The sequence below is a fragment of the Paludisphaera mucosa genome, assembly GCF_029589435.1.
Classification (GTDB): Bacteria; Planctomycetota; Planctomycetia; order Isosphaerales; family Isosphaeraceae; genus Paludisphaera; species Paludisphaera mucosa.
The window spans coordinates 2273754-2293213 of record NZ_JARRAG010000001.1 but is presented as its reverse complement, the minus strand read 5'-3'; the positions used below and the strand labels follow the sequence as shown (position 1 = coordinate 2293213).

At 70.5% G+C, this 19460-nt stretch carries 17 protein-coding genes; 6 read left to right on the top strand and 11 right to left on the bottom strand.

The features are described 5' to 3' along the window. Positions 1-4: 4 nt before the first annotated feature. Positions 5-511, bottom strand: coding sequence for a hypothetical protein (locus PZE19_RS09185; protein WP_277860288.1), 507 nt, complete (start codon positions 509-511; stop codon positions 5-7). Between the two features lie 253 nt (positions 512-764). On the opposite strand from PZE19_RS09185, the gene der reads away from it, so the two are divergent. Beyond that, on the top strand, positions 765-2273 hold the full coding sequence (gene der, locus PZE19_RS09180) for a ribosome biogenesis GTPase Der (RefSeq protein WP_277860287.1): 1509 nt from the start codon (positions 765-767) through the stop codon (positions 2271-2273). A 142-nt stretch (positions 2274-2415) separates the two neighbouring features. Further along, positions 2416-3318: a sugar phosphate isomerase/epimerase family protein gene (locus PZE19_RS09175; protein ID WP_277860286.1), complete on the top strand. Its 903-nt coding sequence runs from the start codon at positions 2416-2418 to the stop codon at positions 3316-3318. Positions 3319-3390: 72 nt separating this feature from the next. On the opposite strand, the gene PZE19_RS09170 is transcribed toward PZE19_RS09175, so the two are convergent. Further along, the gene (locus tag PZE19_RS09170) at positions 3391-4473 is read right to left on the bottom strand and encodes a hypothetical protein (RefSeq protein WP_277860285.1); all 1083 of its coding nucleotides are present in this window, start codon (positions 4471-4473) and stop codon (positions 3391-3393) included. A 190-nt stretch (positions 4474-4663) separates the two neighbouring features. Beyond that, positions 4664-5821: a sialidase family protein gene (locus tag PZE19_RS09165; RefSeq protein ID WP_277860284.1), complete on the bottom strand. Its 1158-nt coding sequence runs from the start codon at positions 5819-5821 to the stop codon at positions 4664-4666. Positions 5822-5953: 132 nt separating this feature from the next. On the opposite strand from PZE19_RS09165, the gene PZE19_RS09160 reads away from it, so the two are divergent. Next, positions 5954-7150, top strand: coding sequence for an MFS transporter (locus PZE19_RS09160; RefSeq protein WP_277860283.1), 1197 nt, complete (start codon positions 5954-5956; stop codon positions 7148-7150). Here PZE19_RS09160 and PZE19_RS09155 read toward each other — a convergent pair. Genes PZE19_RS09155 through PZE19_RS09140 form a run of 4 tightly spaced genes read right to left on the bottom strand, consistent with a single transcriptional unit; the run spans position 7122 to position 11685 of the window. Further along, the gene (locus tag PZE19_RS09155; RefSeq protein WP_277860282.1) at positions 7122-8162 is read right to left on the bottom strand and encodes an ABC transporter permease; all 1041 of its coding nucleotides are present in this window, start codon (positions 8160-8162) and stop codon (positions 7122-7124) included. The genes PZE19_RS09160 and PZE19_RS09155 overlap by 29 nt on opposite strands. A 1-nt stretch (position 8163) precedes the next feature. Next, positions 8164-9681, bottom strand: coding sequence for a sugar ABC transporter ATP-binding protein (locus tag PZE19_RS09150; RefSeq protein ID WP_277860281.1), 1518 nt, complete (start codon positions 9679-9681; stop codon positions 8164-8166). Between the two features lies 1 nt (position 9682). Beyond that, positions 9683-10657, bottom strand: a complete 975-nt coding sequence (locus PZE19_RS09145; protein WP_277860280.1) for a sugar ABC transporter substrate-binding protein — start codon at positions 10655-10657, stop codon at positions 9683-9685. Further along, positions 10654-11685: a nucleoside hydrolase gene (locus tag PZE19_RS09140; protein ID WP_277860279.1), complete on the bottom strand. Its 1032-nt coding sequence runs from the start codon at positions 11683-11685 to the stop codon at positions 10654-10656. Before PZE19_RS09140 ends, PZE19_RS09145 begins: the two co-directional genes overlap by 4 nt. A 265-nt stretch (positions 11686-11950) precedes the next feature. Here PZE19_RS09140 and PZE19_RS09135 point away from each other — a divergent pair, with 265 nt between their 5' ends. Together PZE19_RS09135 and PZE19_RS09130 are read left to right on the top strand one after the other, a co-directional pair. Next, a complete protein-coding gene (locus PZE19_RS09135) occupies positions 11951-12883 on the top strand; it encodes a TIM barrel protein (RefSeq protein WP_277860278.1) in 933 nt (310 codons plus the stop codon). Between the two features lie 134 nt (positions 12884-13017). Beyond that, entirely contained in the window at positions 13018-14730 is a 1713-nt protein-coding gene (locus PZE19_RS09130) for a DEAD/DEAH box helicase (protein WP_438269964.1), read from the top strand. A 9-nt stretch (positions 14731-14739) separates the two neighbouring features. On the opposite strand, the gene PZE19_RS09125 is transcribed toward PZE19_RS09130, so the two are convergent. The 3 genes from PZE19_RS09125 to PZE19_RS09115 are packed head-to-tail and all read right to left on the bottom strand — an operon-like array spanning position 14740 to position 17432. Then, positions 14740-16200 carry a sensor histidine kinase gene (locus PZE19_RS09125; protein WP_277860276.1) on the bottom strand — a complete coding sequence of 487 codons (1461 nt, stop codon included), beginning with the start codon at positions 16198-16200 and terminating at the stop codon, positions 14740-14742. Then, positions 16197-16895, bottom strand: a complete 699-nt coding sequence (locus tag PZE19_RS09120) for a response regulator transcription factor (RefSeq protein WP_368411285.1) — start codon at positions 16893-16895, stop codon at positions 16197-16199. Before PZE19_RS09120 ends, PZE19_RS09125 begins: the two co-directional genes overlap by 4 nt. A 45-nt stretch (positions 16896-16940) precedes the next feature. Beyond that, a complete protein-coding gene (locus tag PZE19_RS09115) occupies positions 16941-17432 on the bottom strand; it encodes a PepSY-like domain-containing protein (protein ID WP_277860275.1) in 492 nt (163 codons plus the stop codon). A gap of 230 nt (positions 17433-17662) precedes the next feature. Here PZE19_RS09115 and PZE19_RS09110 point away from each other — a divergent pair, with 230 nt between their 5' ends. Further along, complete coding sequence (locus PZE19_RS09110; protein ID WP_277860274.1) at positions 17663-18697, top strand: bile acid:sodium symporter family protein; 1035 nt, start codon at positions 17663-17665, stop codon at positions 18695-18697. A gap of 9 nt (positions 18698-18706) precedes the next feature. Here PZE19_RS09110 and PZE19_RS09105 read toward each other — a convergent pair whose 3' ends face one another. Next, positions 18707-19456 (bottom strand): carbohydrate-binding family 9-like protein, encoded by a 750-nt coding sequence (locus tag PZE19_RS09105; RefSeq protein WP_277860273.1) that lies wholly within the window; start codon positions 19454-19456, stop codon positions 18707-18709. Positions 19457-19460 lie beyond the last annotated feature (4 nt).

The window sequence follows — 19460 nt, the reverse complement described above, 5'->3', positions numbered from 1 at the left end:
GTCGTCAGGAAAGCGCGATGAGGGCCAGGCCCCCCTGGATCGGCCAGGCGATCGCCAGGATCATGCCGACGCGATTCGACCACGAGCCCCCGGCCACCTGCGCCGCGTCCTCTGGCGAGGCTTCGATCCAGTGGTGGTAGACCGAGGCCGCGGCCCAGCATGAGGCCATCGCCAGGCCGACGGTCAGGATCCAGGAGTCGACCTTCCCGGCCCCCTCGCTCCCGCCCCGCATCGATCGAGCGGCCGCGCTCAGGAGCCAGGGCGTCCCCAGGATGGTCCAGAGCCCCTCGCCGAGCCGCGAGCCGAGGGGCTTTCGGGGGCCGAACCGGCGGGCGACGGCGAGGCACGGCCCGGACGCGGTGGCGGCCAGCCAGAGGAAGACCGGCAGCCCCACGAACAGGCCGGCCGCCGAGAACCCGGGCTCCACGACGGGCCTAAGGTGCATCAGCGCCACCGCCGCGCCGATCACCAGGGCGACGACGTCGAGGACCGTAAGTCGCGGCTTCTGCATGGGCGGGCTCATGCGGATTCAGGCGGGCTCCCGGGTCGGCGGCGGGGCGCGGATTTGCGAAAAGGGCGCAACCTATCGTATAATGCGGTCAATTCCAGTATGGGTTCGTGTCGCGGCAATATCGGGTGAAAACGGACGGTGCGCGCATCCGGGGGCGGAACTTTCCTCGCCTCGGCCTTCCTTCGTCGGTCTCCCCGCAACAACGCACGTCGGGCCGTCTTCGCTTCGTGGTCCTCGCGGGGAGTTTCGTGCTATGGCTCTGCCCAAAGTCGTCATCGTGGGCCGGCCCAACGTCGGCAAGTCGTCCCTCTTCAACTGGCTCGCGGGCCGCCGGATCGCCATCGTCGACGACGTGGCCGGCGTCACCCGCGACCGCGTCGGCGCGCTCGTGCAGACCGGCGACGACGACGACCCCCGGTTCTTCGAGCTGATGGACACCGGCGGCGTCGGCATCGTCGACCGCGACGACCTCGACCAGGACGTCGAGCGCCAGATCGACACGGCCATGAACGAGGCCGACCTGATCCTCTTCGTCGTCGACATCCGCGAGGAGCTGATGCCGCTCGACGAGCTGGTCGCCCAGCGCCTGCGCTACCTGAAGACGCCGGTGATCCTGGTCATGAACAAGGCCGACGACCCGATGTTCGACGACCGCGGCGGCGAGTTCTACAAGCTCGGCCGCGGCAAGCCGATCGCCGTCTCGACCCACCAGAACCGCAACAAGCTCCAGCTCATCCGCCTGATCGAGAAGCTGCTCCCCTGGGAGCAATCCGAGAAGCCGGCCGACGCCGTGATGAAGATCGCCGTGGTCGGCCGCCCCAACACCGGCAAGTCGACCTTCATCAACACCCTGGCCCAGGCCGAGCGGATGATCGTCTCGGAACGCCCCGGCACCACCCGCGACTCGGTCGACGTCCACTTCGAGCTGGACGGCCTGCCGTTCATGGCGATCGACACCGCGGGCGTGAAGCGGAAGGCGAAGATCAAGGACGACCTGGACTTCTACTCGATCCACCGCGCCGAGCGGTCGATGCGCCGGGCCGACGTCGTCTACCTGTTCCTCGACCCGACCCAGGGGGTCACCCGGCTCGACAAGCAGCTGGCCGACTACATCGCCAAGGAATACAAGCCCTGCATCTTCGTCATCAATAAATGGGACCTGATGCTCGCCGACGAGGACGCCCAGAACGAGGGCCGCGCGGGCATGACCCGGTTCGCGCACGTCGTCCAGCACGCCTTCCGCAACATGAGCTACATGCCGATGGCGTTCATCACCGCCAAGACCGGCAAGAACGTGAAGGCGCTGCTGAACCTCTCGCAGGCGCTCTTCAAGCAGGCCAACCGCCGGGTCGGCACCGGGACTCTCAACCGCGTGCTCCGCGAGGCCGTCGAGGCCCATCCCCCGTCGATGCGCGACAACCGGGCCCCCAAGATCTACTACGCGACCCAGGTCGGCTCGGCCCCGCCGACCGTCGTCCTGTTCGTCAACAGCCCCCGGCTGTTCGACGCGACGTATCTCCGCTACCTGCTCAACGTCTTCCGCGAGAAGCTGCCCTTCCGCGACGTGCCCATCAAGCTCTACATGCGGGCCCGGAAGACGGCCGACCCCTCCGAGCGCAAGGCCCCCCGCGAGGACGACGGCGAGGATTGGGGCGAGCTGATCCACGACGAGGCGGACCGCGACGCCGCACCGGCGCCCGCCGAGGAGGTCCGCTTCCTCAACCGCGAGGTGAACGAGCTGCTCTCCGACCTCGACTCCTGATCGAGGCGACGCCGGCAATCCCGGTGGGTCGTGGCGGGGCGGCGGCCGGGCCGCTAGATTCGTGGATAAGGGCCGGCGCGGCGAAGGCCGCGTCCCGGTCGACCGCGTTTCCGCCGGCCCGCCGACTGGAGGCCCGAAAGCCATGAACGCTCATCGACGTGGATTTTTGCGCAGCTCGCTGCTCGCCGCGGCGGCCGCCCCCGCGCTGCTGCGGCCCTCGACGGCCCTGGCGATCCCCCCGATCGTCCGCAAGCGGCCGAGCCACCTCAAGCTCAGCGTCGCCGCCTACTCGTACCGCCAGCTGCTGACGGCCAAGCCGCCGCAGATGGACATGTTCGGATTCGTGGACCTGGCGGGGCACCTGGGCTTCGACGCCGTCGAGCCCACCTCGTACTACTTCCCCGCCGACGCCGACGAGGCCTACTTCGCCCGCTTCAAGCGGCACGCCTTCCTCGAAGGCCTGGACGTCTCGGGCACCGCCATCGGAAACAATTTCTGCGTCCCCTCGGGCGAGAAGCGCGACGAGCAGCTCGGGCTCGCGAAGAAGTGGATCGACCGCGCCGCGTTCATCGGCGCGCCGGTGATCCGGTTCTTCGCCGGCAACGTCCCCAAGGACGCGGCCGAGGAGGCCGCGTTCGGCTGGGTCGTCGAGTGCTTCAACGAGGTGCTCCCCTACGCCGCGTCCAAGGGGATCGTCCTGGCGCTCGAGAACCACGGCGGCATCACGGCCACGCCCGAACAGCTCCTGAAGTTCGTCGCCGCCATCGACCACCCGAGCTTCGGGATCAACCTCGACACGGCCAACTTCAAGGGCGAGGACCCCTACGCCGACATCGCGCAGCTCGCCCCGTACGCGGTCAATGTCCAGGTGAAGACCGAGATCCACCGCGCCGGCGGCAAGACCGAGGAGGCCGACCTCGGCAAGATCGTCGACATCCTCCGCGCCTCGCTCTACGCCGGCTACGTCGTCATCGAGTACGAGGCCAAGGAGGACGTCCTGTCCGCCATGCCCCGCTACGCCGCCAAGCTCCGCAGCCTGATCTGAACGCCGCCGCCGAAGGCCGGCCGCGCCGGCGACGCGCACGGGCGTCGCCGGGAGCCGGGCCTCGTCGCCGGCTCAGAATCGAAAGCCCACCGGGATGTTGGCGAGCACGAACGCCGGGTGGACCGAGCCCCAGTCGACGTCGGCGAGAGCCGCGCGCGTCTCGGGCTCGAGGGGGAGCCGCCAGCGGTCGACGAACAGCATGCCCAGGTCTCTCCGCGCCGCGGTCGACGCCGCGACGTACCAGATGAGCCCTTGCTTCAGGGCCCCCTCGGGCGTGTCGGGCTTGATTTCGGGGCAGCCGGCGAGCGCCTGATAGAAGCGGCGGAGCCAGCCGTCGCCCCCGACCTCGCGCCTCAGCTTCATCATGGCCGAGGCGTAGATGTCGGTCTGATTGGCCTTCAGCTTCTCGTGCCGAAGCTCCTTCTCGGACAGGCCGCCCTGCATCGTGAACGCCCTGAGGAAGGTCAGGTCGGTCGAGCCGATCTGGCCCTCGAGCGTGCGAATCCAGGCCTCCGCCCCCGCGTCGCCGGGAGCCTCGTCCAGCTTCAGCAGCTCCATGCAGACGTGCCGCATGAAGACGGCGAAGCCCGTCGCGAACTGGGAGTGCTGGCCGGAGAAGAGGAAGTAGTTCCGGCCCATCTCATAAAAGTAGTAATTCTTGAACACCTTGGGCTGGTCGACGGCCAGCGGGTAGTCGTCCGAGTAGAAGTACTGCACCTCGATGCCGGTGGAGCCCAGGTAGCCGCAGCCGCCGCCGCAGGTGAGGTCGCCCGGCACGGCGGCGATCGTCCCCCGGCCCTCCAGGTGGTGGTGCAGGCGCGGGACCTGGCCCACGAGGTCCGCGTACAGCTCCCATCCCGCGTCCAGTCGACCCACGAACCGGGCGATCACCGCCGGGTCGAACCGCGGCGAATTCGTCAGCAGGACGACGCGGCGGCCGAACCAGGGCACCATCCAGGTGCCGACCCCCTTCGCGTCCCACTTGGCCGGGTCCATGGCCATGGGCCGGTAGTCGAAGGGCTCGTCGGGCCGGATCGCGGCCTGCGGTCCGGCGGCCTTCCGCGGGATCTTGCGGGCCTTCTTCCGGACGTTGGGGGCCTGGGCGAGCAGAAACGCCGAGGCGGGCCAGAAGCGTCGACGCGTGAGCCCGGACATCGCGACCTCCGCGGCATGGCCCCGCCGTATCGGGCGAGGCTCGTTGACGGGCCGAACGACCTCCCGATTCGCGCCGGTGCGGGGAGACGGTCCGGGATCGCGAGAGATCGAGTTCCTCGGAAATGGTACAGAAATCCGCCGAGAAATACGCGAAAAATCGCGTTTTCACACGATGGGTTCGGCCCCATGCTCAGGGATTCGACCTCGCCATCGCGTCCAGCTCGGCGAGCCTGAGTCGGACGGAGACGATGTAGGGCTTCTCTCCCTCGGTCCAGTGGCCGTAGGTCGTCGCGACCAACGTGCCGTCGGGGAGGACCTCGACGCCGGGGTATGCGCAGTCGGCCTGGTGGCGGTTGTCCATCAGGCGGACCTTGTACTGGCCGTCGCGGCCGTGGACGACGTCGTCGTAGGTCCCGACCCAGGCGACCCAGTCGCCCCAGGTCGGGCTCCCCTTGGCGGTGTCGCGGAAGGAGACGAAGAGGCGGCCGTCGGGGGCGTACTTGCCCGTGTGGCGGTCGCCGGTGAGCGCCAGGGGCAGCTCGCGCGGCTTCGTCCAGGTCTCGCCCTCGTCGTCCGACGTGATGAGGTGGGAGTTCTTCGCGCGGCTGTTCTCGCGGAGGAAGACGGCGATCTGCCGGCCGTCGGGCGAGCGGATCAGGCCGGGCTCGCAGAAATGGAGTTTGGGGTCCTCGGCGATGACGATCGGTTCGCCCCAGGTCAGGCCGCCGTCTGCGGAGAGGGTCTTGTAGACGCGGAACGCCGTCGGCTTCTTGCCCCCCTCGCGCGAGTTCGTGCCGTCGCCGTGATAGAGCGCCATGTAGCGGCCGTCCTTCAGCCGCTCGACGCTGGCCATGGCGACGACGCCTCCGAAGTCGCCGATCTTCTTGAGGGGCGACCAGGTGCGGCCGTCGTCCTCGCTGACCGAGAGCCGGATCGGCGTCATGCCCGAGAAGACGATCAGCCGCTTCTTGCCGGCCGCGTCGATCACGCGGTGGATCGTGGGGGTCTCCTGCGACGTCGTCCAGTTCTCGGGGGTCGGCATCCGCTCCGACCAGGTCAGGCCGCCGTCCTCACTCCGCTTCAGCACGATCGGCCCCTTGCCGTGTCCCTTGGGGTAGACGGTCACGATCGTCTTGCCGTCCTCCAGCAGGACCGTCGTCGGGTGGCCAAGGTACTGCCCCTGCTCGCGATCGACGACGAGCTGACGCGAGGCCTGGTCGGCCAGGTCGAGGAACCGGATTCCCGCCGCCGGGTCCCTGGGCTGCGTGGCCTGCTGGGCCGGTGCGGCCGACGGGGAAAGCGTGAGGAGGACGGCCAGAACGGGAGACAGGCGTTTCATGAGGAGCATCGGCGTGGGTTCCTCCAGGCAGTCGGTTGACCCGTTCCTTACAATGGCCCCGTGACCCACGAGGCTCGCTCGCGCCGCCGCTCCTCGGCGACGCCGGGCCGGCTCCATCACGACGGGAAGCCTGCCGAGTCTATGATCACGCGACGGACGGTCTGGATCATGGCGGTCGGCAGCGGGCTGTCGGTCGCCAACCTCTACTATAGCCAGCCGTTGCTGGAACGCATGGGGGTCGACTTCGCCGCGCCGGCCTCGCGGATGGGGATCGTCGCGACGGCGACGCAGGTCGGCTACGCCCTGGGGATGTTGTTCCTCGCCCCCCTCGGCGACCTGCTGGAGCGGCGTCGGCTGATTGTCGTCCTGCTCGCCGCGACGGCCCTGGCCCTGGCGGCGGTGGCCCTGTCGCCGAGCTTCGCGTGGCTGGCCGTCGCCAGCCTGGTGCTGGGGGCGGCCACGGTCACGCCCCAGATCCTCGTGCCGTTCGCGGCGGCGATCGCCGAGCCGTCGGAGCGCGGCAAGGTCGTCGGCACGGTGATGAGCGGGCTCCTGATCGGCATCCTGCTGGCGAGGACGGCCAGCGGGTTCCTGGGATCGCACCTGGGCTGGCGGGCCGTCTACTGGCTGGCGGCCGGACTGATGGTCGTGCTGATGGCCGTCATGGCGCGGGCCCTGCCGCGGTCGACGCCGACGCTCGTGGGGACGACGTACGGGGCGCTGATGCGGTCGATCGCCGGCCTGGTGCGCGACCTGCCGGCGCTGCGGAGTTCGGCCCTGTTCGGGGGCCTGGCGTTCGCGTCGTTCAGCGTCTTCTGGACGGTCCTGGCGTTCCACCTGGCGACGCCGCCGCTGCATTACGGCAGCGACGTCGTCGGCCTGTTCGGGCTCGTCGGGGCCGCCGGCGCGGCCGCCGCGCCCCTGGTGGGGACGTTCGCCGACCGTCGCGGCCCGCGGCTGTCGATCGGCCTGGGGCTCGCGCTCATGCTCGCCGCTTACGCCGTGCTGGCCGCCTTCGGCCGCTCGCTGACGGGCCTGGTCGTCGGCGTCTTGCTGCTGGACGTCGGGGCCCAGTGCAACCACATCTCGAACCAGACGCGGATCTACGGCCTGATCCCCGAGGCGCGGAGCAGGCTGAACACGGTTTACATGGTCTCGTTCTTCTTCGGCGGGGCGGCCGGGTCGGCGGCGGGGGCCGCGGCCTGGCCCCGATACGGCTGGGCGGGCGCGTGCGGCGTGGGGGTCGCGTTCCTCGCCGCGGCGCTCGCGGTCTATGCGACGACGCGGTGGGACCGGCCGTCGTTGCACGTCAGGCCGGAGGGCGAGGCTTCGTCCTGAATCGGCCCACCGCCCGCCGGATCGTCCCGCCCCAGCTGCGGCGGTGGACGTCGGCGACGACCGCGAGCACGATCACGGCCCCGCTGATCAGCCGTTTGGCCGGCTCGCTCGCGCCGACGTGGTCGAGCCCCGTCTGCAAAACGGCGATGATGAGGACGCCGAGGAAGCTCCGCAGCACCGAGCCGCGGCCGCCCATTAGGCTCGTGCCGCCGATCACCACCGCCGCGATCGCCCCAAGCTCCAGGCCGACGCCGCCGTTGGGGTCGGCCGACGACACGCGCGAGACCTGGAAGACCGCCGCGATCCCCGCGCACAGGCCCGAGAGCACGAACGTGAGCATCTTCGTCGGCCGCGGGTCGACGCCCGAGAGCCGCACCGCCTCCTCGTTCGTGCCGATCGCCACCATGTAGCGGCCGAGCACCGTTCGCGTCAGGAGGACGTGGCCCGCGGCGACCAGGCCCAGGGCGATCAGGAAGCTCGTCGACGCCCCCAGGCCGGGGATCGGCCGCGCCAGCCACTCGATCCGCGGGCCGACGTATTTGGTCTCCGAGCGTGTGATCAGGTACGTCGCCCCCCGCGCCGATTCGAGCATGCCCAGCGTCACGATGAACGACGGGATCGACCAGTGCACGGTGATGAATCCGTTGACCAGCCCGCAGGCCGCGCCCGCGGCGAGACAGGCGGCCACCGCGACGGGGAACGGGAGGTTCCAGTCGACCGTGGCGAGGCCGAGCACGGCCGCGCACAGGGCCATGACCGAGCCGACCGACAAATCGATCCCGCCGATCACCAGCACCAGCGTCATGCCGACGGCCACGGCGGTCAGGTCGGCCGACTGATTGACGATCGTCTTGACCGTCTGGGCCGACCAGAAGTGGCCGCTGAACATCCCGAACAGCCCGGCCAGCGCGGCGAGCACGACGAGCATGCCCAGGACGTCCCCCGCGCCTCGCCAGCCCCCGATGCCGGCCGGCGACGCCCCCCTCGCGGCCTCGTTCGTCGCGTCGTTCATGTCAGCCGCCCATTTCCGCTCGGTTGGTGTATCCCTGGAAGGCCGCGGCGAGGAGCTTCTCCTCGCTCCATCCGCCGCGCGCGAAGGTCGCGACGAGCCGGCCGGCGGAGATCACGGCGATCCGGTCGCAGATCAGCATGAGTTCCTCGACCTCGCTCGACACCACGACGACGCCCGCCCCCCGCGCGGCGGTCTCGTCGATCAGGCGATAGATCGCGAACTTGGCGGCGACGTCGATCCCCCGCGTGGGCTCGTCGAACAGCATCACGCGAGGCTCGCGGAGGAGCCAGCGGCCGACGACCACCTTCTGCTGGTTGCCGCCGCTCAGTTGCTCGACGGGCTGCTCGGGCGAGTCGTACGCAATCTGGACCCGGCGCGCCATCTCGACCGCGTCGCCCCGCTCGCGACGGGGCCGCAGGAACCCCAGGGAGTCGCGATAGGGCGCCATGCGTCCGAGCGTCATGTTCATCCGGATCGAGCGGGGGAGCAAGAGCCCCTCGGTCTTGCGATCCTCGGGGACCATCCCCACGCCGGCCTTCACGGCTTCGCGCGGCGATCGGAACCGCGTGGGAGGCGAGCCGGCGACGGCGACGTCGCCCGAGTCGGCCGCGTCGGCCCCGAAGACGGCGCGGAGGAGTTCGGTCCGACCCGAGCCGACGAGGCCCGAGACGCCCAGCACCTCGCCGCCGCGGACCTCGAAGCTCACGTCGCGGACCCGGTCGCCCCGCGACAGGTTGCGGACCTTCAACACGACCGCGCCCGGCGTGCGGGCGTGGCGGAACTGCTCGCTCGACGGGTTGGTCCCGACCATCAGGCGGACGGCCTCGTCCAGGCTCAGCTCCGCGGCCGGTCGGGTCGCGACGAGCCGGCCGTCGCGGAGGACGCTGATCCGGTCGGCGATGCGGCGGACCTCGTCGAGGCGATGGCTGATGTAGACGATCGCCGCGCCCTGTTCCTTGAGCCGGGCGATGTTGGCGAAGAGGCGGCCGACCTGGGGCGATGTCAGAGCGGCCGTCGGCTCGTCGAGGATCAGGACGCGGCAGGTGCGTTCGAGGCTGCGGGCGATCTCGACGAGCTGCTGCTCGCCCACACCCAGCCGCGACGTCGGCGTCTCGGGGTCGATCGACTCCAGGCCGATCCGGGCCAACGCCCGCACCGCGTCGCGACGGAGGGTCCGGAAGCGGACGAGCCCGAACCGCGTCGGCAGGCGGTCGAGAAAGAGGTTCTCGGCGACGGTCAGGGTGGGGAGGAGCGTCAGCTCCTGCTGGACGATCTGGACGCCGAGCGCCTCGGCCCGGTGCTTGGCGGCCGGGCGGTAGGCGACCCCGTCGAGCGTCATCGCGCCGGCGTCGGGCCCGCCAAGGCCGGCGACGATCCGCGCCAGGGTGCTCTTGCCGGCCCCGTTCGCGCCCATCAGGGCCAGGACCTCGCCCGGGAAGAGGTCGAGGTCGACCTCGCGGAGCACGGGCGCGGCGTAGCTCTTGCTCAGGCCTCGGATCGTCAGCAGCGGGTCGGTCACGTCACTTCTTGACCACCAGGTCGACGGGCGTCGTGCGGTCGGCGGGCGTCCCCTTCCCGACGATCAGGTCGAGCGCGTATTCGAGGCCGAAGACCGCGAGCCGGTCGGCGTGTTGATCCACGGTCGCCAGGATCGCGCCGTCGTCGATCGCCGTCCGCACGGCCGAGATGCCGTCGTAGCCGATGATGAGGACGTCGCCCGATCGCCCGGCCGCCTTGGCCGCCGCCAGGGCGCCCAGGGCCATGCTGTCGTTGCAGCACATCAGGGCCTTGATCTCGGGATGCTCGCTGAGCATGGCCGACGCCACCCGGTTCGCCGGGGCGATCTCCCACTGGGCGCTCTGGGAGTCGACGATCTTGAGGTTCGCGGCCTTCGCCGACTCCTGGAAGCCGAGCAGCCGCTGCTGGCCGTTGAAGGCCGTCTTGAGCCCCTCGACGATCGCCACCGGGTCGCCCGCCTTGAGCTTGCCGGCCAGGTAGTCGCCCGCGAGCTTCGCCCCCGCGCGGTTGTCGGGGCCGACGAACGGGACCTTGATCCCTTGCTCGGCGAGCACGGCGTCTTCCAGCTTGTTGTCGATGTTCACGACGACGATCCCGGCCTCCTGCGCCCGGCGGCAGGCCGAGACCAGGGCCTTGGAGTCGGCCGGGGCGATCACGATGGCGGCGACCTTCTGGCCGATCATCTCGTCCATCAGCGACACCTGGCGGGCGATGTCGCGCTCGTCCTTGATGCCGTTGACGATCAGGTCGAACTTGTCGGCGTGCTCCTTCTGGTACGCCTCGGCCCCCTTCGCCATGATCGCGAAGAACTCGTTGGCCAGCGACTTCATGACCAGGGCGATCCGGGGCTTGCCCGGGGCCGCGGGGGCGGGCGAGGGCGCGGCGCCCGGGGCCCCGGCGGGCTCGCCGTTGCAGCCGGCGACCACGGCCAGGATGAGGGCGGCCAGGATGGGGCGCATCGGGGCGAGGGTCCTCACGGCCGGGCTCCTTCGCGCCCGTCGGGCGGCTGGCTGGAGAGCTGGACGAGGGCTTCCAAAACGCGCGCCGTCTGGGCGGGGTCGCGGAGGATCAGGTAGCGGCTGCGGCCCTTCGGTTCGGGGGCGAACTTCGAGAAGCCGTCCTTCTCGATCGTCACGTCGCCGGGCTGGGAGACGTCGAAGTAGCCGCGGTCGGGGTGGACGGCGTAGAGGACGCTGGTCAGGTCCCACGTCGGCCGGTTGTGGGGCGGCGGGTTATACAGGATGTACGCCTCGGCCAGCGGGTGGTGCTTCACGTAGCCGTAGTCGCGCTCGATACTCGTCGCGGGGTAGGGGAGGGCGATGCCGATCTCGAAGCCGCTGAAGACCAGCTCGGTCGGCCAGTCCGCGGCCAGCTTCGCACAGCTCGGGACGTCCTTGATGACGTTGTACTCGATGTAGCGGGCGTTGCCGTCGATGGGCTTGAACGAGCCGGCCATGAGCGAGAGGAACTTCACCTTGGCCTTCACCAGCTCGACTCCGGTGAGCGGCGAGAATTCGTCGCCGGGCGTCTCGAGCAGCCGCGCCAGGTTGGTCGAGAAGCCGACCTGCGCGATGACCACCGAGCTGTCGGGCCGGGCCGCCAGGACCTTGCGGAGGACGGCCGTCGCGGGCGGGGCGGTGGAGAGGTCGTGGGGGTAGCGGGGCTTGCCGTCGTCGTGCGCGTCGACCATCGGCAGGTACTTGCCGTCTTCCTTCGCGCCCCCCGCGCCGACGACGCCGACGGGGACCTCGCCGCGGCCGTAGTACGTGTTCACCAGGTCGACGAACGGGGCGGCCTTGGCGTTGTCGACGCTGACCGTCACGGCGAGCAGCTTGCAGTCGCCGCGCGACTCCATCGCGTGGATCATGCCCAGCGCGAGGACGTCGTCGACGTCGCCGCAGATGTCGGTGTCGAAGATCAGGCCGACGGGCTCGGCGGCCTTCGCCGGGGCGGCGGCGGCGAGCAGCGACGCTCCCGCGATCAGGGTTGTCCAGACGCCTCGCATCGGTTCGACCTCGTGTTCGCGGCCCGACCCAGGCCGTTCGGGAAGGTGGATGACCGGGGTTACTCTAACGCAGCGCCGGGGGCCGGGCAACGCCCCGGCGGGCCGAAAGCCGTGGGACGATCGGGCCCTCGCGGGCCGCGTCGATTCCCGCGTTTCCGCCGCGGTCGCTCCTCGCATACGGCCGCCCGCTGCCGTATCGTGACGATGTTCGCCCACGGCGCCGGCTCCGCCGCCGGGGGGCGAGACGCGGAAGGAACCCTCCCCCATGGACATCCCCGACAGCCCCCGCGACGACACGCCCGACGGGACCAGCCGGCGCGACCTCCTGAAGGTCGCCGGCGCGGCCGCGCTGGGCCTCGCGGGCGCGACCCGAACCGCGAAGGCCACGACCATGCCCCTGATCAAGAACGGCCGGATCAAGCAGTCGCTCGTCCACTGGTGCTACGAGCCCTACTGGAAGGACGACGACGCGTTCATCCAGATGGCCAAGGACCTGGGCTGCACCAGCGTCGAGCTGGCGCCGCCGACGATGTACCCCAAGCTCAAGGCGGCGGGCCTCACCAACGCCATCGCCCAGATCGACATCAGCCCCGACCCGCCGTTCACGAAGGGCTTCAACAACCCCGCGAACTGGGACCGCGTGATCGCGGCCACGAAGAAGTCGATCGACGACTGCGCCGAGTACGGCTACAAGAAGGTCATCTGCTTCACCGGCTACGCCGAGGGGATCTCGCCGGAGCAGGGCGCCGCCAACTGCGTCGAGGGCTTCAAGAAGGTCGTCGACTACGCCGGCGACAAGGGCGTGACGCTCTGCCTGGAGATGCTCAACACCCGCGCCGACGACCACCCGATGAAGGGCCACCCCGGCTACCAGGGCGACCACGTCGACTACTGCATCGACATCATCAAGAAGGTCGGCTCGCCCCACCTGAAGCTCCTGTTCGACTTCTACCACGTCCAGATCATGGACGGCGACCTGATCCGTCGGCTGCACCAGCTCAAGGGGCTCGTCGGCCACATCCACACCGCCGGCAACCCGGGCCGGGCGGAGCTGGACGAGAAGCAGGAGATCTTCTTCCCGCCCCTCATGCAGGCCCTGCTGGACATCGGCTACGACGGCTGGGTCGGCCACGAGTTCATCCCCACCCGCGACCCGCTCGAAGGCCTGAAGCAGGCCGTGACGCTCTGCGACGTCTGACGCCCGACCGCGAGGGGCCCGGGTCGACGCGTCGATTCCCGGGCCCTTCGCGATGGACGATGGATTGAGAATTTGTTATCCTCTTGGTTTGTTTCGAAGGGCGACGCGGGGGCGAGGAAGGGAAGGTTTCGCGGATGGCCGAGAAGGGCACGAAGAAAGTGGCTGCGCCTGGGTTTACGTCGTTGGGTCTGGACACCCGCCTGCTGGAGGCGTTGAACGACCTCGGCTACGAGGAGCCGTCGCCGATCCAGCGCGAGGCGATCCCGGTCCTGCTCACGGGCAAGGACCTCATCGGCCAGGCCGCGACGGGCACGGGCAAGACGGCCGCGTTCGCGCTGCCGATGCTCCACCGGCTCTCGCTCGAGGACAAGAAGCGCGCCCGCCCCTTCGCCATCGTGCTGGTGCCGACCCGCGAGCTGGCCATGCAGGTGGCCGAGGCCGTCCACAAGTACGGCCGGCCGATCGGGGCGACGGTCCTGCCGGTCTACGGCGGCCAGGCCTACGGCCCCCAGATCCGCGCCCTGGAGCGCGGGGCCGACATCGTCATCGCCACCCCGGGCCGCGCGCTCGACCTGATCAAGCGCAAGACCCTCCGCCTCGACGGCGTCCGGATCGTGGTCCTGGACGAGGCCGACGAGATGCTCGACATGGGCTTCGCCGAGGACATCGAGTCGATCCTCTCGGAGACGCCGAAGGAGCGGCAGACGGTCCTCTTCTCGGCGACGCTGCCGCCCCGGATCACCGCCATCGCCCGCAAGCACCAGGTCGACCCCCAGAAGATCCAGATCCAGGCCGAGCCGTCGGCCGCCGGGACCGTGCCGCTGGTCAAGCAGACCGCGTACATCGTCCCCCGCGGCCACAAGCTGGCGACGCTGGGCCGGGTGCTCGACATCGAGAACCCCACGTCCGCCATCGTCTTCTGCCGCCGCCGCAACGAGGTCGACGAGCTGGTGGAGACGCTGGCCTCGCGCGGCTGCCGCGTCGAGGGCCTGCACGGCGGCATGACCCAGGAGCAGCGCAACCGGGTCATGAAGAAGTTCCGGAGCGAGTCGGCCGACCTGCTGATCGCCACCGACGTCGCCGCCCGCGGGCTCGACATCCAGCAGCTCTCGCACGTCATCAACTTCGACGTCCCGGTCGAGGCCGAGTCGTACGTCCACCGGATCGGCCGCGTCGGCCGCGCCGGCCGCGAGGGGATCGCCATCACCCTGGCCGAGCCCCGCGAGCATCGCCAGCTGCGGATCATCGAGCAGGCTACCGGCCAGAAGATCTCGATCGAGAAGATCCCCACCGTCGCCGACCTGCGGGCGCGTCGCCTGGAGCTGACCCGGGCCTCGATCCGCGAGGCGGTCGTCGGCGGCGATCTGGAGCGCTACCGCGTCATCGTCGAGTCGCTGGCCGGCGAGTTCGACCTGATGGAGGTGGCGATGGCCGCGGCCAAGCTGCTCCACCAGTCGGTCGCCTCGGACGACCAGGAAGAGGACATCCCCGACGTCGAGGTGAACCGCGACCGGCCCTTCCGCGACGCCCGCGGCGGCGGCCCCGGCAAGCCGCTGGCCCGCGGCTCCCGGGAACGGCCCCGCGGCGGCGAGAACCGGGGGGCCAACATGACCCGCCTGTTCGTCGGCGCCGGCCGCTCCGCCGGCGTGCGGCCGCAGGACCTCGTGGGCGCGATCACGGGCGAGGCCGGCCTCACCGGCCGCCAGGTCGGCGACATCGACATCGCCGACCGCTTCTCGCTCGTCGAGGTCCCTTCAGACCTGGCGGATTCCGTCATCGACGCCCTCCGCGGCAGCCGGATCAAGGGACGCAGCGTCGTCGTCCGCCGCGAACGCAGCGAGGAATGACCGCCGGCCTCAAGCGGGGGTCGTCGTCGCCGTCGCGACGGCGGTCTCGTCCGCAGCCTCCGGGAACCTGACCACGAACCGCGCGCCGCGCCCCGGCTCGCTCTCGACCTCGACCGTCGCGCCGAACAGCCGCGCCAGCCGCTTCACGATCGAGAGCCCGAGGCCGACGCCCCCCGACCCCCGCCGCCGCGCCTCTTCGGTCTGGAAGAACGATTCGAAGAGATGCGGGACGTCGGCGGCGTCGACCCCCGGCCCCCGATCCTCGACCGAAAGCTCGATCCCCGGCCCCCGACGCGTGACCGCGATCGCGACCGGCGTCCCCGGCTCGCCGTGGCGCACCGCGTTGTCGACGAGGTTGTCGACCAGCTCCGCGAGTAGGGCGGCCTGAGCCTTCACCGGCATCGGGGCTGCCCCGCTCATCTCCATCCGTAGATCCCCCGCCCGCGGATGCTCGCCCCAGGCCATCAAATGCTCGGGGAGCCAGGTCGAGAGGTCCACGACTTCGAGCGTGGGCGTCGACGACTCGTGGTCCGCCCGCGCGAGGAAGAGGAGCGACTCGACGATTCGTCGCAGGTGCTTCGTCTTGCGCTGCACAACCTTCAGAGTGCGGCGATACTCCTCGACGTCGCGGTCGCGCCGAAGGGCCAGGTCGACCTGCCCCTGGATCGCGGTGAGCGGCGTCCGCAACTGGTGCGAGGCGTCGCCGGTGAATCGCCGCTGGCGTTCGAACGCCTCCTGGAGACGGCCCAGCATCGCGTTTAGGGAGCCCGCGATCCCTCCCAGCTCGTCGCCGGCCGCGGAGACGGGGATGCGGGGGGAGAGGTCGTCGGCCCGGATCGCATGGGCCGCCTCGGCCATGTCCGTCAGCGGCCGCAGGGCTCGCCGCACCAACCGGCGACCGCCCAGGAAGGCGAGCCCCCACACGCCGGCCGAGGTCCCCATCAGCCACAGGGCGAGGTTCCGCAGCGCGGCCTCCACGTCCGTCGTCGCGACGGCCGCCTGCAGGAGGAGCGCGGCGTGGAACCCTTTGGGCAGCGTCGCCTCGGCGGTGGAGCCGGCCTGCGCGGGGCTCAGCAGCCGGCCCCCGACGACCCAGCCGACGCCGCGGTCGTCGGTCGCCCGGACGGGACGCCGGCCGCCGAGGGATCGATCGAGGTCTCGTCGCGCCAGGATCGTCTGCCGGGTCGATCCGTCGATCGGCCGTCCGTGTTCATCCGAAACGGACCACTGGAAGCCCCCTTCGGGGGCCCTGCGTCCGAAGGTGAGGCTCCGCTCGTCGGGCTCCCACTCGACGCCCTCGGACGTGATCTCGGCCGCGGCGGCCAGCGTGTCGAGGATCGTTTCGACGCGCTCCTCGGTCCGGCGATGCAGGTAGCGCGCGGAGACGAAGAACAGGGTCGTCGAGAAGCCGACCAGGACCAGGGCGAGCGCGCCCAGGAAGAACCAGGAGACTCGGGCTTGCAGCGTCATCCGAGATCCCCCGCGACGGGCCGCTCGCCGAAGGCGTAGCCCCGGCCCCGCACCGTGTGGATCAGCCGGGGGCCGTGCGCCTCGAGCTTGCGGCGCAGTTCCATGACATGAAATTCCAGCGTGTTCGAGACGCCGTCGTAGCGCTCGTCCCAGACGCTCTCGTAGATCCGCGTCCGCGAGAGGACCTCGTCGGGCCGCCGCAGGAAGAAGACGAGCAGAGCCTGCTGTTTGGCGGTGAGGTCGAGCAGGCGGCCGGCGCGCTCGACCTGATGAGTCCGCAGGTCCACGCGGACGTCGGCGTGGGTGATGAACCAGTCGGCCGCGGCGGCGGCCCGACGTCGCGCTAGGACGCGGAGGCGGGCCAGCAGCTCCTCGTAATCGAACGGCTTGCAGAGGTAATCGTCCGCGCCCGCGTCGAGGCCGCGGACCTTGTCGGAGACGGCGTCGCGCGCGGTCAGGAAGAGGACGGGGGTCTCGTGACCCGACTGTCGGAACCGCTTGAGCAGCGTCAGGCCGTCGATCCCGGGGAGCCACCAGTCGAGCACGACGAGGTCGCAGGATCCCTGAGACATCGCCTGCCAGCCGTCGGGGCCGGTCGCGTGCCAGTCGACCGCGAAGCCCTCCTCGCGGAGGCCGCGCACCAGGAAGTCGGCGATCTCCTCGTCGTCCTCGACGACCAGCACCTTCATGCCCAGCACGCGTCCCCCTCCCGCCGCCCGCGCGGACCAGCGTCGCCCCGTTCAGGCGTCGTCGTCTTCATCGTCGTCATCGTCATCCTCGTCGACGATCTTACCGTCCGGGGTCGCCTCGATCTCCTGCGTCTTGCCGTCGACGCTGACCTCGACCTCGTAGGTCGTGACCTCGCGGTCCTTCTCGAACTCGACGACCTTCTCGGTCTTCTTGACGGCCTTGCCGGGGTACTTCGCGGCGACGAGGTCGGCGACGGGCTTCGGCAGGTCGGACGTCTTGATCTCGGTCTCGATCGCCTCGATCCGGCCGTCGGGGCGGACGTCCACGTCGTGGCGGGAGTCGCCGTCCTTCAACGAGATTTCATAGATGGTCTCTTCGTCTTCCTCCTCCTTCTCGACGTGCGTGATCTCGGCCTTCGGGAACTTCGCCTTGATCGCGTCGAGGACCGCCTTGGGGGCCTCGTCGTCGGCCGCCGCAGAGGAAGAGCCGGCCGGGATCGTCAGGAGGATCGCGCCGAGGGCTTTCAGGATCAGGGTCCGCATGATTTCCATCTCCGCGAGACGAGTCTTGGAAGGGCCGAAACGACGACCGCCCGGCCTCGGCCCATCATACACAGACCATGCTGAGGGGTTCGTGAGGCGGAGATAAGTTCGATCTTATCCTCGCCTCGCGGCCGTCTCAGGGGAGCCTCCTAGCATTCGGGCCGACGTCGAAGAGGCGGACGGGCGTGCGGCCCGGGGCCCGGCGTCGCCCCGATCAAGGAGCGATTGAGATGGTCTCGCACTGGAATCATTGGATCCATCGTCGGATGCCGTTCTGCGTCGCGGCGTCGTATCTCGCGGCCCGGGCGATGCCGGCGTTCGGGCTCTGGATCCGCGACGTCCGCCTGTTCGACGTCGGGGCGGGGTCGGTCCGGGTCGAGGCTACGGGCCCGGCGCTCCTGCTGGCGATCCTGCTGTTCAACGCCGGCCTGCGGGCGCGGCCGGACCGCTTGCGGGCGATCGCGCGGCGGCCGTCGGTCGTGCTGGCCGGGCTCTTCGCGAACATGGCGATCCCGCTCGCCTATTTGCTGGCGCTGACGCCGATCCTCGTCGCGTGGCACAGCCCGGGCGAGGCGTCGAACCTGCTCGTGGGCCTGACGCTCGTCGCGGCGATGCCGATCGCGGGGTCGTCGACGGGGTGGGCGCAGAACGTCGGGGCCGACATGGCCCTGAGCCTGGGTCTGGTGGTCGGGTCGACCCTGGCCAGCCCGCTCGCCACGCCGGCCCTGCTGCGGTTCGCGGGGCTGGCGGCGTCGGGCGACGTCGCGGCCGAGCTGCAGGCCCTGGCCGGCCGCGGGACGGGCGTCTTCCTCACGGCCTGGGTGCTGATCCCGTCGCTGCTCGGCATGCTCGCCCGCCGGCTCGCGCCCGCCGCGACCGTTGAGCGTCTGGAAGCCGTGCTGAAGCCCGCTGCGACGCTCGTCCTGCTGGTCCTCTGCTACTCGAACGCGTCGGCGTGCCTGCCGCAGGCGCTCGCGAACCCGGATTGGGACTTCCTCGGCGTCGCCCTGATCGCGTCGACGGGTCTTTGCGTGCTCACGTTCGTGGGCGGTTACGCGATCGGCCGGCTGCTGGGCGCGGGCCGTCCTCAGCGCGCGGCGCTCATGTTCGGCATGGGGATGAACAACAACGGCACCGGGCTCGTGCTGGCGTCGACGATCCTGGCGTCGCAGCCCCTGGTGCTGCTGCCGATCATCGTCTACAACCTCGTGCAGCACATCGTCGCCGGCTGCGTCGGCCCCCTGTGCGCGGCCGACGCGGACTGACGGCGGGCGTCAGGGCTTCGCTTCGAAGCGGATCGTCCCGTAGTCCTCGTAGCGGTGGAAGCTCGGCATCGAGAGCGGGGCCGAGCTCATGAGGACGGGCTTGGTCCCTTCGGGGCCGTGGTCGTAGCGGCAGAGGGCGAACTTCCAGGCGTCGCCGGCCTGGGGCTTGCCGCCGGTGGGGGCGAAGGCCGACCAGGGGATCCGGCCCTCGACGGCCCAGCCCTCGTCGACGTCGCCCGGGCGGTCGAGCGTCCCCTTCAGGGCGACGACCGCCTTGTTGCCCAGGATGGGCTCCTCGCGGAACGTGTGGCCGAGCGAGCCGCGGCGGGCGAAGGCGACCTCGAAGACCACCCCGCGCGGGTTGGCCTGGAACTCGTAATAGGCGGGCTTGTCCTCGCGGGGCTTGAAGAACATCTCGAAGACGTCCCCCTCCCAGAGGTGGTCGTTGCGCTCGCTGCCGTAGGCGCGCAGCTCGGCGTCGGCCATCTCGGCGGCGTAGTAGAGCGCCTGGTCGTCCCACGCGAGCAGGGCCTTCGCGCCCGACCGCGGCTCGCCGAGCCAGAAGGCGGCGAAATCGGTGATCGGCTTCGCGTCCCGCCAGCAGGCGTCGTCGAGCTTGCCGTCGAGCTTGGGGGGCTCGGCCGCCCAGCTGCAGGCCGCCTCGCGCGTGACGGGAGGCTCGGCGACGGCCCGGCCGGCGGCTCCGGAGAGCCCGGCGGCGAGGAGGATCAGGACGGCCGTCGACGGTCTCGTAGGCATCGGG